Source organism: Methanobacterium formicicum DSM 3637 (assembly GCF_000302455.1).
GTDB classification, from domain to species: Archaea; Methanobacteriota; Methanobacteria; order Methanobacteriales; family Methanobacteriaceae; genus Methanobacterium; species Methanobacterium formicicum_A.
The window spans coordinates 22,715-40,799 of sequence record NZ_AMPO01000007.1 but is presented as its reverse complement, the minus strand read 5'-3'; the positions used below and the strand labels follow the sequence as shown (position 1 = coordinate 40,799).

At 40.7% G+C, this 18,085-nt stretch carries 14 protein-coding genes; 5 read left to right on the top strand and 9 right to left on the bottom strand.

What is annotated here, in order from left to right; genetic code table 11:
* Positions 1-149 precede the first annotated feature (149 nt).
* The 3 genes from A994_RS08330 to A994_RS08320 form a co-directional block, all read right to left on the bottom strand.
* Positions 150-1,202, bottom strand: coding sequence for a DUF2927 domain-containing protein (locus A994_RS08330; RefSeq protein WP_004031019.1), 1,053 nt, complete (start codon positions 1,200-1,202; stop codon positions 150-152).
* Positions 1,203-1,348: 146 nt separating this feature from the next.
* A complete protein-coding gene (locus A994_RS08325) occupies positions 1,349-1,795 on the bottom strand; it encodes an archease (protein WP_004031018.1) in 447 nt (148 codons plus the stop codon).
* Between the two features lie 183 nt (positions 1,796-1,978).
* Positions 1,979-4,264, bottom strand: coding sequence for a CDC48 family AAA ATPase (locus A994_RS08320; RefSeq protein WP_004031017.1), 2,286 nt, complete (start codon positions 4,262-4,264; stop codon positions 1,979-1,981).
* Positions 4,265-4,579: 315 nt separating this feature from the next.
* Between A994_RS08320 and A994_RS08315 the strand changes: the two genes are divergently transcribed.
* Together A994_RS08315 and A994_RS08310 are read left to right on the top strand one after the other, a co-directional pair.
* Positions 4,580-4,768 (top strand): hypothetical protein, encoded by a 189-nt coding sequence (locus A994_RS08315; RefSeq protein ID WP_004031016.1) that lies wholly within the window; start codon positions 4,580-4,582, stop codon positions 4,766-4,768.
* Between the two features lie 293 nt (positions 4,769-5,061).
* Positions 5,062-5,769 (top strand): DUF4012 domain-containing protein, encoded by a 708-nt coding sequence (locus A994_RS08310; protein WP_004031015.1) that lies wholly within the window; start codon positions 5,062-5,064, stop codon positions 5,767-5,769.
* Between the two features lie 35 nt (positions 5,770-5,804).
* Here A994_RS08310 and A994_RS08305 read toward each other — a convergent pair whose 3' ends face one another.
* Together A994_RS08305 and A994_RS08300 are read right to left on the bottom strand one after the other, a co-directional pair.
* Positions 5,805-6,965 (bottom strand): ORC1-type DNA replication protein, encoded by a 1,161-nt coding sequence (locus A994_RS08305; protein ID WP_004031014.1) that lies wholly within the window; start codon positions 6,963-6,965, stop codon positions 5,805-5,807.
* Positions 6,966-7,047: 82 nt separating this feature from the next.
* A complete protein-coding gene (locus A994_RS08300; RefSeq protein ID WP_004031013.1) occupies positions 7,048-7,800 on the bottom strand; it encodes a 6-hydroxymethylpterin diphosphokinase MptE-like protein in 753 nt (250 codons plus the stop codon).
* A gap of 69 nt (positions 7,801-7,869) precedes the next feature.
* On the opposite strand from A994_RS08300, the gene A994_RS08295 reads away from it, so the two are divergent.
* Positions 7,870-9,018, top strand: a complete 1,149-nt coding sequence (locus tag A994_RS08295) for a pyridoxal-phosphate-dependent aminotransferase family protein (protein ID WP_004031012.1) — start codon at positions 7,870-7,872, stop codon at positions 9,016-9,018.
* Between the two features lie 335 nt (positions 9,019-9,353).
* Here A994_RS08295 and A994_RS08290 read toward each other — a convergent pair whose 3' ends face one another.
* The 3 genes from A994_RS08290 to A994_RS08280 form a co-directional block, all read right to left on the bottom strand.
* A complete protein-coding gene (locus A994_RS08290; protein WP_192812710.1) occupies positions 9,354-10,709 on the bottom strand; it encodes a B12-binding domain-containing radical SAM protein in 1,356 nt (451 codons plus the stop codon).
* Positions 10,710-11,332: 623 nt separating this feature from the next.
* Positions 11,333-12,685 (bottom strand): B12-binding domain-containing radical SAM protein, encoded by a 1,353-nt coding sequence (locus A994_RS08285; protein WP_004031010.1) that lies wholly within the window; start codon positions 12,683-12,685, stop codon positions 11,333-11,335.
* Between the two features lie 36 nt (positions 12,686-12,721).
* Positions 12,722-14,473, bottom strand: coding sequence for a thiamine pyrophosphate-binding protein (locus tag A994_RS08280; RefSeq protein ID WP_004031009.1), 1,752 nt, complete (start codon positions 14,471-14,473; stop codon positions 12,722-12,724).
* A 107-nt stretch (positions 14,474-14,580) separates the two neighbouring features.
* On the opposite strand from A994_RS08280, the gene acs reads away from it, so the two are divergent.
* Entirely contained in the window at positions 14,581-16,533 is a 1,953-nt protein-coding gene (gene acs / locus A994_RS08275) for an acetate--CoA ligase (RefSeq protein ID WP_048204171.1), read from the top strand.
* Between the two features lie 82 nt (positions 16,534-16,615).
* Here acs and A994_RS08270 read toward each other — a convergent pair whose 3' ends face one another.
* The gene (locus tag A994_RS08270; RefSeq protein ID WP_004031007.1) at positions 16,616-17,074 is read right to left on the bottom strand and encodes a dCTP deaminase; all 459 of its coding nucleotides are present in this window, start codon (positions 17,072-17,074) and stop codon (positions 16,616-16,618) included.
* Between the two features lie 251 nt (positions 17,075-17,325).
* On the opposite strand from A994_RS08270, the gene A994_RS08265 reads away from it, so the two are divergent.
* Positions 17,326-18,003: a class I SAM-dependent methyltransferase gene (locus tag A994_RS08265; protein ID WP_004031006.1), complete on the top strand. Its 678-nt coding sequence runs from the start codon at positions 17,326-17,328 to the stop codon at positions 18,001-18,003.
* Positions 18,004-18,085: the final 82 nt, after the last annotated feature.

Sequence of the window (18,085 nt, the reverse complement as noted above, 5' to 3'; positions counted from 1 at the left end):
TAGAATAGTAATAATTAATGACAAAAAATAGGAACAGGAGAGGATTTGAATTTAAATGAAATCTAAAAGGTTAATCTAAAGGAAAAATAAAAAAGTTAATCTAAAATGTAATCTAAAAAGGTAAATCTAAACTAATCTGAAAAAATAACCTAAAAAAAGCTTTTTCTAGAATTATTTAGAATGTTTTCCACCTGACTGCGAGACATGTCTGGAAGTATGTCCTTACGGTAAAGGATTCTGATCATAGTTTTATCCACATCTGAAAATTCAGTAAGGTCTGGTCCATTAATACACAATACACTATTTTGGTTTTGGTTATGGTGCAATCCAAGACCATGTGCCAGTTCATGGACTATAACATGAGAACGTCGCTCCTGACTCAATCCGTCGATTCCAATGAAGACCCGGGCTTTGTATATTTCACCGGCTGAGTTACCACCATATATATCATTGGTGCTTACCTTCCACAGAGCAAAACCATCCACTTCTGAAGGGTTGACTGAGTACCTGCTGAATTCAGAATGGGGGATAAAGTAAATCTCCATATCTGGTTCAAATTGATTATTATCGTCAATTTTAAGTTGAAAATCTTTGACATTAGTATTTATATCATTAATGGCTTTATTGAGGGTGTTTAAATCTTCAGGGGTAGGTGAACCCATAACCTTTATTCTAACCACGTTGATGTTCCATTTACCAACCCGATCATAGGTGTTACCATAATCATTGGGGCTGAATTCACTCTCCATAAACGTGGCAATATCATTATCACTGTATTTTTCATAGACATTGAAATTGAATGCACCATAACTATTACTTTTATAAGTGATTAAACCCATAGATACTACCAATATAATCATTACTGCCATTATAATGCTTATTTTAAATAGATTAGAACCTTTAAATTGCTTAAAATGTAATGGTCTTTTTAAATTCATTTCGACGGGCGAATCAGCACTATAATTATCCAGAACACACTTATCAGAATCATCAGCAGGATAAATATTTTCAGAACTATCACAATCAGCTGTATCCTCTGTTAATTGATTATTAAATGATCCTGTGTTCAGTGAGTTTATATTCAGTGTTTTTGAATATTTTAAATCACCACCACACTCGCACTTATCCAGAAAGTCATCAGGAGATTCTCCTTCTTGAAGTTCATAATATCCCCCGCATTTTTCACAAACCAGATAAGACATAAAATCACTGATCCCGCTTCAAATAGAAATTTCAAAGGTTACCTCAAGAATTAGCCCAAAGGATTACCCAAAGGATTACCTTGAATAGTAATCACTTTACGGGTTAGTAAAACATTACCATAATGTTACTAAAACATCTATGAATATCAGGTATCCAAAATCACCTGTAAAGTGCATTTATCTTCTTCTTTATTGATCTCCATCAAATGGAAGGTGACTGCTTTAACCTCATCCCTTACTTCATGAGATGCCCTGTTGAATTCTTCACCCCATATCTCTCCATGGAGACTAAATGTTTCAGGGTCTTTTTGTTTGGTGGTAACAGCAAACCTGGAGAATACCAGCCCCTCATAGTCATGGAGGAATAATAATTCACTAAGCCAGTCATATAAAAGTGCTTTTTCATCCTCTGCTTCAATGAGAATTTCTCGTTTGACTGCGGGTTTTATCTGGGATGTGTCAGTCATGACCTCGAATGTGGCCAGGGCTGCGTTCTGGAATGCTTCATCCATATCCTTGCCACAAGCTCGAAACCCCACATCAGCAGTTACATCAAAAAATTCAAATTTATTTACGGTATCTTTTTTATCCACTAATCCAACCTCTTTAATCTGATTACTCTTTAAATTAACCTAACTCCCTAAACAAATTAACTCTTTAAATTAGCCTTAAATCCCTAAACTAACCATCTAAACTAAACCTAACTCCCCAAACAATTAACCTTAAACAACCTAACTTCTTCACTAAAAATTAAAGAAAAAGTGGCTGGTTTATATTTAGGCCACTTCTCTTGGAAATTCTTCTAGTACTTTTTTAGGTTCCAATCCCCTACCCAGTTCTCTGGCTATTTGCTCATAATATTCTCTGGTTTTAGGTGTGGTTGATGGGTTTATTTTCTTTAAAGCAGCTTTAAAGTGCCGATAAGATACTTTTTGAATATCCATATCTTCATGGAGAGCTATCATACCTGCTTTGCGACATAAAACTTCTATATCTGCCCCTGTGTATCCTTCAGTTTTTTTGGCTAGTTCTTTAATTTTTACATCATCATCCAGTGCCATGTGCTCAACATGGACCTTTAAAATATCTTTTCGTGCATTTTCATCTGGAGGAGGTACCAGTACCACTTCATCAAACCTTCCAGGGCGCAGTAGGGCAGGGTCCATAAGATCTGGTCGGTTAGTTGCCCCTATAACCACCACTCCCCTGAGTTCTTCCAGACCATCCATTTCAGAGAGGATGGTGTTGACCATGCGTTCGGTGACCCTTGGTTCTCCAGCTGCTGAACCCCTTACAGGTGCTATGGCATCTACTTCATCAAAGAAAATTATACAGGGAGATGCCTGTTTGGCTTTTTTGAATATTTCCGCAATTTTACGTTCTGATTCACCAAACCATTTACTGAGTATTTCAGATCCCTTTACTGATATGAAATTGGCCTTGGATTCTGTAGCCACTGCCTTGGTGAGTAGTGTTTTTCCAGTTCCAGGAGGACCAAACAGGAGAATTCCCTTTGATGGTTGTATTCCTATGCGCTGAAAAGAGGATATATTACTTAAGGGCCACTCCACCACTTCTTTCAAACTTTCTTTGAGTTCTTGCAGTCCCCCAATATCTCTCCAGTGGACGTTGGGAACTTCGATGAACACTTCACGGAGTGCAGAGGGACTGATGGATTTCATGGAATCTATGAAATCATTGCTGGTGACAAATAATTTATCCAGGATTTCAGGAGCTATACGCTGTTCTTGCAGATCTATATCTGGTAAAACTCTTCTTAAGGCATTCATTGCTGCTTCTCTGCAGAGTGCGGCCAGATCTGCACCTACAAATCCATGTGTGGTTTCTGCCAGTTTATCAATGTTCACATCATCAGATAAAGGCATAGCACGGGTGTGTATCTCCAGGATCTCCATTCGCCCCTCCCGATCAGGAACACGCAACTCTATTTCCCTGTCAAAACGTCCCGGCCTACGTAAAGCCTGGTCCAGTGCATCAGGCCGGTTGGTGGCTCCGATAACAATTACCTTTCCCCTTTCTTTCAAACCATCCATAAGTGCCAGGATCTGAGCTACCACCCTCCGTTCAACTTCACCAGTTACTTCTTCCCGTTTAGGAGCTATGGCATCGATTTCATCAATGAATATCACGGTGGGAGCATTTTCTGCTGCTTCTTCAAATATTTCACGTATCTTCTTTTCAGCCTCTCCCACGAACTTACTCATGACTTCTGGCCCGTTGATGGCCACAAAATTGGATCCACTCTCACTGGCAACAGCTTTTGCTAATAGTGTTTTTCCAGTACCTGGTGCACCATGTAAAAGTACCCCTTTTGGCGGATCGATACCCAGACGGTCAAATATTTCAGGGTGGCGGAGGGGGAGTTCTATCATTTCCCTGACTTTTGATATTTCTTTTTTAAGTCCACCCACATCATCATAGGTTACATCCGGGATTTTTTTCTCCGTGACTTCCACTGCTTCTGGTCTAACTTCCACCTGAGTAGAATCATTAATGCGCACCAGTCCTGCAGGGTTAGTTGATACCACGGTGAATTTGATTTCACCCAGAGAAAATGGTGTGGTGGCTTCGAAGAATTCCCTGAATATGTCCTCAGAACCAGGGAATTCGCGTAATGTTTCCTTGGTTCTTCGGGGGGATACTAACGCTAACACATCTCCCCTGGTGACTGCTCTTCCCATGAGGTTTCTTTTGATGATGTCTCCTGAGGCCATTATACGCATTCCCTTAGCTGCTGGGGCAATGACAACTTTATTGGCCATTCTAGGCTGTGCTTTGCGAAGGGTGATCATTTCTCCAATGGATGTTCCTGCATTGGAGCGGGTTAGTCCATCCATACGTACGATTTCCAGTCCCACATCTGCAGGGTAAGAATTTCCAGCAATGGCTCCTGTGGTTCTTTTACCAATTATTTCCACAATATCACCAGGAGATGCTCCGAGTTTGGTCATTAACTCATGGTCTATTCGTACCATTCCTTTACCAACATCCTGTTGAAGTGCTTCTGCAACTCTCAGCTCTATTTCACCACTATCCGGCAATTTAATACCTCCAAATAGTTAAAACGATTTAATTAATTTTCAACTTGCTTAATAAATTCAATACTTTTCATGTGAGGTTTAATCTATGTAGGGGATGATTTAAATTTTTTATTGATCCTTCCATTTTTTTATTGATTCTTCTATAATAATCCCCCGAAAATGTTAAAGGGGGAGTAACAGTTGTTTCCCACCTAAATCAAAGATCGGCCTGATTTTCACTCAAACATACAAATCAAAATAATTACTTCTCATGTGCTCTTTATCTCTTCCCTTAAATAGGTTACAGGCCCCATTTCTTAATACAGGAGGCATAATATGCAAAAAAATTACAAAAACAATTCAATTCCAGATTTAAGAAGAACCCCACAATACAGGGATGAAATAGACCTTCGATACCTGAGTATGCGTTACCTGGTCCCCATGGTAATCATGCTCACCGTGCTCATGATCAGTGTGATGATGGTAGCAGCAACTCCTAACTCCAACTTCCCTGCCACTATTTAAAGCAAAAGTTCATTTTTTGACTTTCAGTGAGCATATAATCCTATTTAACGGATTTCACCAACTTTTATCTGCCATAAATAGTTGGGGAATCACCAACATAATTTTAAACCCTCTTATTCCTCAAATCTTTTTAATTATCTTAATTACCTAGCAACATACTCATTCTAATAAAAATTTATTAAAGTATTAAATAAAATTAAATCAATATTTAAATAAAAGATTTTGAAAGAGATTAAAGATTTGAAAGAGATTAAAGATTTGAAATAGATTAATGATAATTAAGTGGTTAAAAAATGTCCAAGAAATTAATTGCCCTGATCATACTAATAATTGCTGCGTGCTGTGCAGCAGTAATTGTATCCCATTACTATTCCCAGGGAAAGGAAAAATTTGAAGGTAATTACAGTGTACTACTTCTATGTGTAGACACATCCGAACAAAGACCGGGTCTTGGTGCAATTGATATGGCATTTGTGGTGAATGTTAACCAGGGAAAAGTGATTAATATGACTCCAATTTACCCTGGAGGTATGGCACATCCCACTTTAACCCCCACTGCAGACATGCAACGTTATGGTATAACTAAATATTACCTGCACGATTCTTTATGGAATTCCAATGTGGAATCTGGGGCAAAAATAGCTCAGGAAACCGTTGAGTACAACACCGGCCTAAAAACCGATCTAGTGGTCATTGTGACTCCAGAGTCCCTGGATGCCATTATAAAGGCCATTGGCCCCATATACGTGGAGGGCCAGGGAAATGTAACTGGTAATGCTGTAAACTTTTTAAGGGATGAACAGAGTGCAGGTGGCATGTCTCGAGGTAGTGCTGTAAAATCTCTTATGGATGGTATTAAAGATGCCGCGGAAAATAAAAGCAACCGAAAGGCACTAATTGAAACTGTGTCCATTCAGTACTCTCAGGGCCATATTTACGTGTTTCCTTCTGATGTTTTCCAGCAATTCGTGGCTTACGAAGGAATAAACAATCTATTTTAAAAGAATGATTGAAAAATTTGTTTAAAAAAAATAAATCAATCCAAAACTTTTTCTATTTCCTCAGAATCGAAACGAAGTATTACCAATCGGGAATTACCTCTAACTCCCTTTCCAGTGAATCTAGTATCAATTAACCTCACAAATTCCAGTTTCTTAAGTGCCCGGTCAAATGAAGCATAACTAATTGAATTTCTTTTGGAATCTGATTCTTTTCCTTCAGGAGGAACTTCTCCTTTAAGGAGATTAAAAAGACCTCCTGCTGTCATATCATCATCCACCTTAATTATTAACCTTAAAAGGTTTTTTTCATCCCCTGACAATTTGTTTATAGTGTCCTGAAGATGGTGGGAGTCAAAGTCCTGCATTGCCTGTTCCAGATGCTGTTTTTGTATGGTTCTGGAGGCATCGGCTTCTGCAAAATTTCCACTGGTGCGCAGAAGATCTATTCCCACCCTCAGATCCCCGGTAGAAAGGGTGGCCTCGGTGATTTCATCCAGTAGATCATCAGATAAAACTGAAGGATAAAAACCAACCTTAACCCGGTCATTTAGTATATCCTTGATCTCCTGGAAGGTGTAAGGGTCAAATACTATTTCCTGGGGGATGAAAACAGAACCTACATTTTTATCCAGCATGTAACGGAATTCTATGTCAGATATTATGGCAAATACTCCAGTTCTAACCCCTGGAAACACTTCATGAGCCCGTAATATATCATAAAGTATTTGATTGGCGTTTTTACTGTAAAAAAGATGATTGATGTCATCCAGTGCAACGACCAGTGATTTTCCTTCGTTGGCCAGTTTTTTCATTATCTCCCCGTAGATACGTGAAAAGGGGACACCAGTTTCCGGAGGGATGTGACCGAAGATGTGCTGGTATATCTGGGAAAAAATATTAAAACGGGTGTTATAAAGCTGGCAGTTAACATAGGCACAGACCAGCTTCTCGGACCGTCCCTCCACCATTTCAAATATTTTGTGGATGGCTGTGGTTTTACCGGTGGCCGGAGACCCTAAAACCACACTGTTAACCGGTTTACCCCCTTTTAATGCAGGTCTAAGACATAAAGCCAGAGCTTCCATTTGTGATTCACGATGCAAATAATTTTCAGGAATGTAATCTGGATTAAAAGCAGTTATATTCTTGAAAAGAGTTTCCTCCCCCATTAAAATATCTTCTACACGACTTGGCATGATTTAACTCCTATATGAATGTTTTTAATAAATATTCCCCAATAAACAATGACTTTTAGTTAATTAACAAATAATACACAGATTAAATCCTGTTTAAATACTCATAATTCACATTCAACACACCTTTAACTTGTTCCCCACTGGAAATATTCAAAAACTCAGTATCAGAATTATTAGCAGCCCATTCCACCAGTTTTTTGGCCCATTTAAGTTTTTTCACCTTCACCTGGTCTGCAGGACCATCCTCCTGATCAGGTCGTGAGTAATGGGTGACTGTTTTCCCAAAATCCATACCAGATAAAACTATGAACCTTGCTCCCAGAGCTATGGCCAGGAAAACACAACGATCTCCATCTGTGAAACCTCCAAAGTTGTAAACATTGGCAAGTGGTCGACTCTGGGTGGTTCCTAAAACATTTACCAGTTGTGGTGTGTATTTTTCTACCTGTTCCCTGTTGTTACCATGGGCATGGACCACCAGCAGCGAACCTTTCTGGTTGGCATTTATTATATCATTCATTCGCCCATCCAGGTCCGTGACAATGATATCTGGCATTATGTCTTCCTCTAAAAGAGCTGTGGTTGCCCCATCCGCAGCTATGAGGGTGAATTCATCCAGATCCACATGTTTCAAATCAGCCAGGTTGGGCTTTAGAGAAGGACCTGCTCCGAAAACAATGACTTTATCCTTAATATCAATGTCTTGTGGCGTTATGACTCCATAATCATCTATTATATTGTTCAATGTTTCTGCAGAGAGTTCATCATCCTCTTTTTTGAAGCCGAGGTCTTCCAGGATGAGTTGGTACCATTGCATCCATAGGGTCAGTTCCATATATAAGGTATATCATCAGTATATACATAATAAAGTTTGGAGGATATTTTTAAATTGGAGTTGAACAAGATGGATGAAACTTTACTGATGATTCCCGGACCCACCCGTGTGGCACCCAGGGTCCTGAAGGCCATGTCAGAAAACATTGTTAACCACAGAAGCGCCCTTTTCGGTGAAATACTCACTGAAACTAACCAGATGATGTCTGAAGTATTTCAGACTGAAAATCAATCTTACCTTATCACTGGCTCCGGAACCGCAGCCATGGAGGCCGCCCTGGCCAACACCATCAGCAAGGGCGACCGTGTTTTAAACATTGTTGGGGGCAAATTCGGACAGAGATTCATGCAGATCACCGAAACCCACAAAGGTATTCCAGTGCAATTGGAAGTGGAATGGGGACACGGTGTGAACCCTGATGATGTGCGTTACATCCTGGAAGAGGAAGAAGATATTAAAGCAGTGACTATAGTGCATAACGAAACATCCACCGGTGTGGCCAATCCCATAGATGAAGTGGGTAAAATAATGCAGGACTACGATGCCCTGTACATTGTGGACACCGTATCATCCCTAGGTGGGGATGATGTGTTCGTGGATGGATATGGAATTGATATCTGTGTCACTGGATCCCAGAAGTGCCTGGCTGCACCTCCAGGTATTGCTGCAGTAACCTTCAGTGATGATGCATGGGATGTGGTGGATAAAACTGATAATCAGACTTACTACCTTAACATGAAAAAGTACAGGAAGAGTGGAGCAGCAACACCCCCTGAAACACCTTACACTCCTGCAGTATCACTGATCTATGCCATGCAGGAAGCTCTAAAGGTGATCATGGAGGAAGGTCTGGAAAACAGAGTTAAAAGACATAAACTCGCAGCTGAGGCCACCAGAAATGGTGTTACTGCCCTGGGACTCGAATTATTCGCCCAGAAAGAAGTTGCCAGTACCACTGTAACCTCAATCAAGATGCCAGAAGGAATAACCGACAAGGAACTTCGTGGCACCATGAGAGAACGCTACCGGATTGAACTGGCCGGAGGCCAGGACCACCTTAAAGGTAACGTATTCCGTATTGGTCACATGGGTAACATAACCCACCGTGAGATAATCAGCACCATTGCTGCCCTGGAAATGACCATGCAGGGACTGGGACTTGATGTTGAAATTGGAGAGGGTGTGGCTGCCGTGGCAGACACTTACCTGGCACATTAATTCATAAAAAAACGATTGAAAACAAACATCAATCCTTACTTTATTTTTTTTATTTTTCTTTAAATCTTATTCTACCAAATCAGCTTATTCTACTAACTCAACTTATCCTACTAACCCCGCTTATTCTACTAACTCAGCATATTTTTGCAATATTTTACCAAAATAAATTAATATACCTGAAAATATACCTGAAAAAGGTTATTTTTAGTTAAAAATGATGTTTTACTAAATAATATTTATTCTAATGAGATTTACTAAAAACAAAATTTAAAAACTATTTAAAAAAAGATTGAAAATGGATTAAATAAAGAATAGAAGTTAAAAAGAACTAAAAGTTAAATAACTTCTCTTATAACCCCAGCAACAGTCTTGATGAGTATTGGTCCATCCATCCATGCCTGTCTGAGTAAGTAACCCGGCCGGAGATAGAAGTTCCTGAAGGCCTTGTACTGCAACTTACGGAGTTCTTCCAGGGAACAATCCACAGTATCCAGGACCGGTGAGATCAGGGTGTATTTGGACCAGTCCTTCACTTTTATAAGGTTCTTTTCAAAAGCTTCTTTGTAAAATTTAGTCCCGGGGTAGGGTGTGGCCAGGCTGAAAACTGCGTAGGAGGGGTTCAGTTCCCTTACAAAGCTAACTGTCCTTTTTATGCTTTCTTTGGTGTCTCCGGGCATTCCCAGAACCACGGATGCTATGGTTCGGATTTTATGCTTTTTGGATAACTGGAAAGCATGGCGTACCTTTTCAACGGTTATGTTCTTATTGGTAGAATCTAACATCTGCTGATCAGCAGATTCCACTCCCATAAAGAGGGTTATGCAACCTGCTTCCCTCATCTTCTCCAGTAAATCATCAGATAATGTATCCACACGGGCTGTGCATCCCCAGAATACTTCAAGTTCTCTTTTGTGTATCTCATCACAGATTGCCTCCACCATGCGGTGATTCAGGGTGAAAGTATCATCCATGAAGGCAATGATCCCCACGTCGTGATCACGTACCAGGTGGTCCATCTCATCCACCACATTTTCTGGTGAGCGCAGTCGTAATTTAGGCCCGTGCAGGGCGGCAGATGCACAGAAGGAACATTGCATTGGACAACCACGGCTGGTGATCATGGTAGCCATGCCAGTTTTCATGTTAAGCATCTTGTAATGATCCATGGGAAGTAGATGCCTGGCCGGGAAGGGTAATGAATCCATATCAGTTATAAGGGGTCTTGGAGGGTTCACCTGACCTTCCAGTGCTATTCCTCTGACTTGGGATAAGTCTCCTCCTTTTTCCAGGGTCTGTACCAGTTCCAGCATGGTGTATTCCCCTTCACCCATTACCACCACATCCACATAATCAGTTTTCAAGACCTCCTGGTAGTTGAAGGTGGGATGGTATCCTCCCATAACCACTGTGGTCTCAGGGGAGATCTTTTTCACTACCTGAGCAGTTTTATTGGCCTGCTGGATGGTTGGTGTGAGGGCAGTGATGGCCACCACACTGGGGACACGTTCTTTTAACGATTCTTCCAGATCATCCCATGTCATTTCCAGGGCCGAAGCATCAATGATATTCACATCATAACCATTTTCTTCTAAAACCGCTGCCATGTAAGATATTCCCAGTGGTGGAGCCACTACTCCAATAAATTTATATTTGGAATTGGTTTGAGGTGGATTTATGAATGTAACTTTCATTTTATCATTTTCAGAATTTTTTTGGTTTTTCATCAACTCATCATACTCCAATTATTTTATTTAATTGAATTATATTCCAAGATTATGGGTAACAATATGGTAATTACTACTCTAATTAAGGCAATTGCACATTGATAAGGTAACTACTACTTCAATTAATGCAATTACACATTTGATAGGATAATTACTGCTTTGAGGGCAATAACTAATGTACCCCGTGATAAAATCCTTAAATTAAAATCTTCGCAACAGGAGGATCTTAAAAGGAAGAGAATAATTGATCTCTTCTTGAAAATATCCTCCCCTTAACGGGAATTTAATTAAGAGGACAGGTGAAGGTTAAAAACAATAGCTTTTTAATGAGTAAAATGTCAAATTACACTCTCTAATAAATTAAGAGTGATTTATTCAATTTAAAAATTTGGCTTATTCCAGATAGAACATGCCTAAATATGGTAACAATATTTGAAAAGGGTGTAATGGTTAAAAATATTAAAATTGGAATATAATTATCTAAACTTATGATTCACCGAACTTCTATATAAATATTACAGCTAATTTAAATTATGGCTAATTTAAACTTCCATGAATTATGATAATAAGTTTAAACTTTAATTATTTGTTTAAACTTCTTTTATCATAGCTGCCACTGTCTTCAGTAGAATAGGGCCGTCCATACGAACTTGTTTCATGAGATAAATTGGCCGTAGGTAAAACTGCCTGAAGGCTTTCTTTTGCATAGTTTTAAGCTCATCTAATGAGCAATCAACAGTTTCCAGGACAGGGGAAAGTAAGGTGTACTTGGACCAGTCCTTAACCTTGATCAGGTTATCCTGTACTGCTTCCTGGTAAAACCTGGTTCCAGGGTAGGGTGTTGCCAGGGAAAATAGGGCATAAGAGGGGTTTAGTTCTCTGACGAATTTAATGGTCCTTTCTATACTTTCTTTGGTGTCTCCAGGCATTCCCAGGACCACTGAGGCTATTGTTCGGATATCGTTTTCACGGGATAGTTTAAATGCCTGGCGTATCTTTTCAATGGTCAACTGTTTATTAACTCGGTCCAGTTGTTGCTGATCAGCAGATTCCACTCCCAGGAACATGGTTATACAACCAGAATCACTCATTTTACGGAGTAATTTTTCAGACAAGGTATCTGCTCTGGCTGTGCATCCCCAGTAAACATCAATATCCCGTCTCATGATCTCATCACAGATTTCTTCCACCACACTGGGTCTCAGAGTGAAAGTATCATCCATGAAGGCTATCATGCCAGAATCATGGTCATTGATGAGGTGTTCCATTTCATCCACCACGTTTTTCGGAGATCTCATTCTTAGTTTGCGTCCGTGTAAGGCAGCAGAGGCACAGAACGAGCACTGCATAGGACATCCCCTGCCTGATATCAGGGTTGCGGTGTGCAATTTCATATTCAGGATCTTATAAGAATCCATTGGCAGAAGATGTCTTGCAGGGAAAGGCAGTTCATCCAGATCCTCAATAAGAGGCCTTGGAGGGTTCACTCCACCTTCATATGCAATTCCCAGTACATTTTTAAGATCTCCACCTTTATCCAGGGTTTCCACCAGGTCCAGGAGGGTGTACTCCCCTTCACCCATGACCACAATATCAACGTAATCCTTCTCCAGCATCTCCTGGTGGTTGAAGGTGGGGTGGTATCCTCCCATAACCACTGTAGCCTGGGGACATGTTTTTTTGGCCAGTTCCGCTGTTTGCAGTGCTTTATCAATAGTGGGGGTTAAGGCAGTGATTGCCACAAGATCGGGAGATATTGTTTTAATTTCCGTCTCCAGAGTTTCCCAGCTCATTTCAAGGGCTGCTGCATCAATTATCTTCACATCAATATCATTTTCCTCCAATACTGCAGCCATATAAGCAATGCCTAACGGAGGTGCAACTAATCCTATAAATTTATACTTGGAATTGAAATAAGGAGGGTTAATAAGTAATACATTCATCTTATCACCTGAAAAAGTAAGATATTCAAGAATTCATTAAGGGAGGGGAATGTCTTCATTTTCATCAACTATTATCTCTATAAGTACTGGTTTATTAAGTTTTACTGCCTCCTGTACAGTAGCTAAAACATCACATGGAGAATCGACCTTAATGGCCTTTATATGGTATGCGTTGGCCAGTTTCACGAAATCTGGATTATCCAGTTCCACCTGGAACGATCCATCATAATATAACTCCTGCCACTGGCGGATGATACCTAAAGACTGGTTGTTCAAAAGACAGATAGTAATAGGCAGATCCATCTCAGCTATGGTTGCCAGTTCCTGACTGTTCATCTGGAACCCTCCGTCTCCCACCACTACCACCACATTCTTGGAGGGTCTTGCCAGACTTACACCCACTGCTGCCGGGACCCCATATCCCATAGGCCCGAATCCACCGGAAAAAATTAGTGAAGATGGTTCCATGACTTTCATGAGCAGGTTAACCCATGTAGTGTGGCTTCCAGCATCGTTAACTAAGATAGAATCATCCATCCCCCCCAATATCTCCTTGATGGCTCTTTGTGGTTTTATGGGAGTTTCTTCAAAGTCTGTGAATACCCCATGATCTTTATCATAGCTTTGGAGTTCTTTTAACCATTTATCGGTGCTTTCAGGAGTTATTTTTTTGATTTCATCCAAGAACTCTTTAACATCTCCCCTGATGTTAACATCTCCCCTTAAAACTGATTCATCCATGTTCACCTGAATAACTGGTCCTTTGCCCAGTCCTTTCCGGGTTCTTTCGGATAATCTGCACCCCATTGCCAGGATAAGGTCTGCGTTTTCCCCGGCGAAGTTGGCAGCTTCTGTTCCTCGCAGGCCAATGAGCCCTAAACAAAGGGGATGATCCTCACTTAGGACTCCTCTAGCAGGGTAAGTAGTCACTACTGGTACATGGTGTTTTTCTGCAAAATTCTGAAGATCTGAAGTTGCATGAGACCAGAGCACTCCTGCTCCAGCTAAGATCAATGGTTTTTGAGATTTTTCAATCAGTTTTTTGACCTGCTTTATTTCATTTTCGCCATTTACCGATTTAATCCCATCATTTTCCGAATTACCATCAATAATAGACTTAATGGAATCAGTTTCAGAGTTAATACCATTAGTTTCAGGTTTTAAGTCCATCTCCTGCTCCAGTAGAACCGGATCAATTCCTTCCTGGAGAATGTCTTTCGGAAAATTGAGATGAATTGGACCAGTTTTTCCCATTTTTAGGGTTGAAATTGCCTTCAGGAGAAGTTTAACTCCATCTTCAGGGTCATCTACTAGATGGCTCTGGAGGGTGATGGGACGAAAAACAGCGTTGATATCTACGTCCTGAAATACATTTTCACCCTTAAATTTGGATGAAACATCACCAGTGATAACCAGTAATGGAACTGAGTCTTTGTATGCTGTGGCTACACCCATTACCATGTTTAATGCCCCAGGTCCCGCAGTTGCCACACAAACTCCTAGTTTGGATGATGCTCTTGCATATCCATCAGCAGCATGTGCAGCTCCCTGCTCATGACGCATTAAAACATGTTTTATAGAAGAACCTTGAATTGCCTGGTAAAAAGGGAGAATCTGCTCCCCTGGATAACCAAATATGTATTTAATATCTTCTTTTTCCAGTATCTTAACCAGTGCATCTGCCAATTTAATCTGGGCCGCAGTTTGCATGATTAAACTATGGCGCTTCTTAGTATAATTAATGATGGGCTTAAGATCGTACCAGTGAATGGTGTACAAATCATTCATTTATGAATTAACCTATGAAAAAAATTTATGACACTGAAAACATAATTGATAAAAGATAACAGTTTAGATAAATCAAACTGAATAAGGGGTTTACAGGAGGGGTTAATATTTCCAGTGAATTAGATGCCCTGCTTCATGAGAACAGACTATTCCCACCAGGAAAAGATTTAATAAAAAATAGCAACATCCAGAGATGGATGAAACGTTACGGGATTAAGGATTATGATGAACTACTCAAGCGGGCCCTTGATGATCCGGACTGGTTCTGGGACGAGCTTGCCAGGGAGCTGGAATGGTTTCAACCATATCAGAATGTCTTAAAGTGGGATGTCCCCCATGCAGAGTGGTTCTGTGGTGGTAAATTTAACATTACCCATAATGCCCTGGACCGACATGTGCAATCCTGGCGTAAAAATAAGGTGGCCTACATATGGGAAGGTGAATTAGGTCAGGTAAAGAAGATGACCTATCAGGAACTTTACAGAAGAGTTAACCAGATGGCCAATGCCCTGAGAGGTCTGGGTGTTGGTCGAGGGGATCGTGTAGCAATTTACCTGCCAATGATACTGGAGTTACCCATTGCCATGCTGGCCTGTGCCAAGATCGGAGCAGTGCACAGCGTGGTTTTCTCAGGGTTCTGGGCCAAAGCATTCAAAGAGCGAGCTAACGATGCCAAAGTTAAGGTTGCAATAACTGTAGATGGATTTTACCGCAGAGGAAAGGTTATACCCCTCAAGGAAAATGTGGATAAGGTTTTAGATGATATTCCTTCCCTGGAAAAATTAATTGTGGTGCGCCATGCTGACTGCCAGGTTCAGATGAAAAATGGTCGAGATTTATGGTGGGATGAAATCATCAAAAACCAGGAAAGGGAATGCCCCACCGAGGTAATGAATTCAGAAGACCCCCTATTTATTTTATACACCTCCGGGACCACTGGAAAACCCAAAGGAGTTGTCCATGTTCATGGAGGTTATGCTGTTGGTATTTACACTACTCTCAAGATGGTATTTGACCTTAAAGATGAGGACATATGGTGGTGTGCCGCAGATATTGGCTGGATAACCGGCCACAGCTACATTGTCTACGCACCCCTTCTTATGGGTGCTACTTCGGTGATGTATGAGGGTGCTCCTGATTATCCTGAACCAGACCGCCTGTGGCAGATCATCGAGGAATACGGGGTGAGCGTGTTCTACACTGCCCCCACCACCATCCGAATGTTCATGAAACACGGGGAAAAATGGCCCCAGAAACATGACCTCTCCTCTTTAAGACTTTTAGGGAGCGTGGGTGAACCCATAAACCCTGAAGCATGGATGTGGTACCATAAACACATTGGTAACCGTCAGTGCCCTATTATGGACACATGGTGGCAGACGGAAACCGGAATGCATCTTATAACACCATTACCCATCACATCGCTTAAGCCAGGCTCAGCAGTTAAACCATTCCCCACAGTGGAAGCAGATGTGGTGGATGATGATGGAAAATCAGTAACCGAAGGTGGAGGCCATCTGGTGATTAAAACTCCGTGGCCAGCAATGTTCCGTACACTGTATAAGGATCCAGAACGTTACGTGGATGCTTACTGGAGCCGATTCCCCGACATGTACCTCAGTGGGGATGTGGCCCGTGTTGATGAAGAGGGCTATTTCTGGATACAGGGTAGGGAAGATGATGTTTTGAATGTTGCCGGTCACCGTATAAGTACTGCCGAGGTTGAATCTGCACTGGTAAGCTATGATGCTGTGGCTGAAGCTGCAGTGGTGGGAAAACCAGACCCGGTTAAGGGAGAGGAAATATGCAGTTTCATCACCTTAAAAGAAGGGTTTAAACCAAGTCCGCGTATGAAACACCTCCTCAGGGAACATGTACGTGAGGAGATCGGTCCGGTGGCCAGTCCAGCCTGTGTTAACTTCGTGGACGACTTGCCCAAGACCCGTTCTGGGAAGATCATGCGCCGGGTGATTAAGGCCAAGGTTAAAGGAGACGATGTGGGTGATATAAGTACACTGGCAAATCCTGAGGCTGTGGATGAGCTGGATAACGCATTATAAATAAAATTGTAAAAAGAGGAAAAGGGTAATTTTGAAATGTTTAAATTTATTTTACCCTATTGATGCAAAATAAATGCAAAAATTATTCTTCTTTTTCCTGGTAACTCCCATTGTACTCTCCAGAACCTTCAACTGGGAAAACAACTCCCTGGGCAATTCTTTCACCACGTTTAAGTGTGAAGGGGAAGTCTCCCTGGTTCACTAGTAGAAACTGGAGTGTGCCGTAAAAACCAGGGTCACCCACTGCAGTATGGATGCTTATGAAAGAACGCAGGAGCGTAGACCGGGGCAGGTAAAGCATGGAATATCCTTTGGGAATTTTTATCTTCCCCTCGATAGTTACACTGTAAGCAGTCCTGGGCTGAAGTGTGTAAAGTGGAGGTTCCAGTTTTTCAAGTTCAGGAAGGTTCTTCTCGTTGTCAATTAAAGATCCTGGTCCTTTTTGCTGGTAAACCTGGTCCACCCTAAGGTCTATGCCGGAAGGTTGCACCAGTTCCGCAAATTCGGGAAATAATTTTATGAGTTCTTTTTCGCCTAACATGGATTATTCTCCTCTAATCGTGCCAATAAGTTTTATTTAAGGTATTTTCAGAGTAATATGAAAACATTCATAGTATAGAAAAACATTTAGAGCCCAACCTTAAAAAAGGTGACCTCTAAAGATGTGAATCTCATTAGGATATCTTATTTAGCTAAACTTATTATCATTATCCAGATTAAAATTAAAGGGTGGGAAAGTAAAATTGATAGTAACAGAAATAGATTTTCAGTAAAACCATCACAGGTTATAACATGAAAAACGTTAAAGACCACTTTGAAGAAGAAGCAGAAGAATTTGACGAACTTATAAGAACATTAATTCCATTTTATGAGAAAATGATTAATTCACTGGTACTATCACTTCCATTTCATGGGAAAGAAAAAATTAAAATTCTGGATTTAGGATGTGGCACAGGAACCATATCCCAAGAGGTGAAAAAAAGGTTTCCCAATGCCAGTATCACCTGTGTAGATCTGGCAGAGAATATGATTAAAATGACAAAGACTAAACTCTCTATTTATCCTGATGTGGAGTTTGTAAGAGCTGATTTCCGTGACCTTGACTTTAAAGGGGAATATGATGCAGTTATATCCTCCCTGGCACTACACCACCTTCAGCCAGAAGAACAAAAATCATTCTACTGTAGAGTAAATAAGTTCCTTAAGGAAGGAGGAGTGTTTTACAATGCAGATAACATTCTTGGATCCACAACTCACCTTAACCAGGTTTATATGGATAAGTGGGTGGAGTTCATGTTAAATAGTCACACTCAAGAAGATATTGACACGATTTGGTTACCAAGATACAGGGAAGAAGATTTCCCTTCACCCCTGCGTAGTCATATCCAATGGTTGGAAGAGGCAGGGTTCCGTGATGTGGATGTGGTGTGGAAATGTTACATGTTCGGAGTATATGGCGGTAAAAAATAATCCTGGTGGTAAAAAATAATCCTAAAAAAGAGGAAATACGCTTAATTTTAATTTAATTATTTCATGTTGGATTAATTTAAGT

Bases quoted from the DNA above. Each gene is read 5' to 3' on its own strand.
- A994_RS08330 (WP_004031019.1), bottom strand. From the start codon at position 1,202: ATGTCTTATCTGGTTTGTGAAAAATGCGGGGGATATTATGAACTTCAA.
- A994_RS08315 (WP_004031016.1), top strand. From the start codon at position 4,580: ATGCAAAAAAATTACAAAAACAATTCAATTCCAGATTTAAGAAGAACC.
- A994_RS08310 (WP_004031015.1), top strand. From the start codon at position 5,062: ATGTCCAAGAAATTAATTGCCCTGATCATACTAATAATTGCTGCGTGC.
- A994_RS08305 (WP_004031014.1), bottom strand. From the start codon at position 6,965: ATGCCAAGTCGTGTAGAAGATATTTTAATGGGGGAGGAAACTCTTTTC.
- A994_RS08300 (WP_004031013.1), bottom strand. From the start codon at position 7,800: ATGGAACTGACCCTATGGATGCAATGGTACCAACTCATCCTGGAAGAC.
- A994_RS08295 (WP_004031012.1), top strand. From the start codon at position 7,870: ATGGATGAAACTTTACTGATGATTCCCGGACCCACCCGTGTGGCACCC.
- A994_RS08290 (WP_192812710.1), bottom strand. From the start codon at position 10,709: ATGAAAGTTACATTCATAAATCCACCTCAAACCAATTCCAAATATAAA.
- A994_RS08285 (WP_004031010.1), bottom strand. From the start codon at position 12,685: ATGAATGTATTACTTATTAACCCTCCTTATTTCAATTCCAAGTATAAA.
- A994_RS08280 (WP_004031009.1), bottom strand. From the start codon at position 14,473: ATGAATGATTTGTACACCATTCACTGGTACGATCTTAAGCCCATCATT.
- A994_RS08270 (WP_004031007.1), bottom strand. From the start codon at position 17,074: ATGTTAGGCGAAAAAGAACTCATAAAATTATTTCCCGAATTTGCGGAA.
- A994_RS08265 (WP_004031006.1), top strand. From the start codon at position 17,326: ATGAAAAACGTTAAAGACCACTTTGAAGAAGAAGCAGAAGAATTTGAC.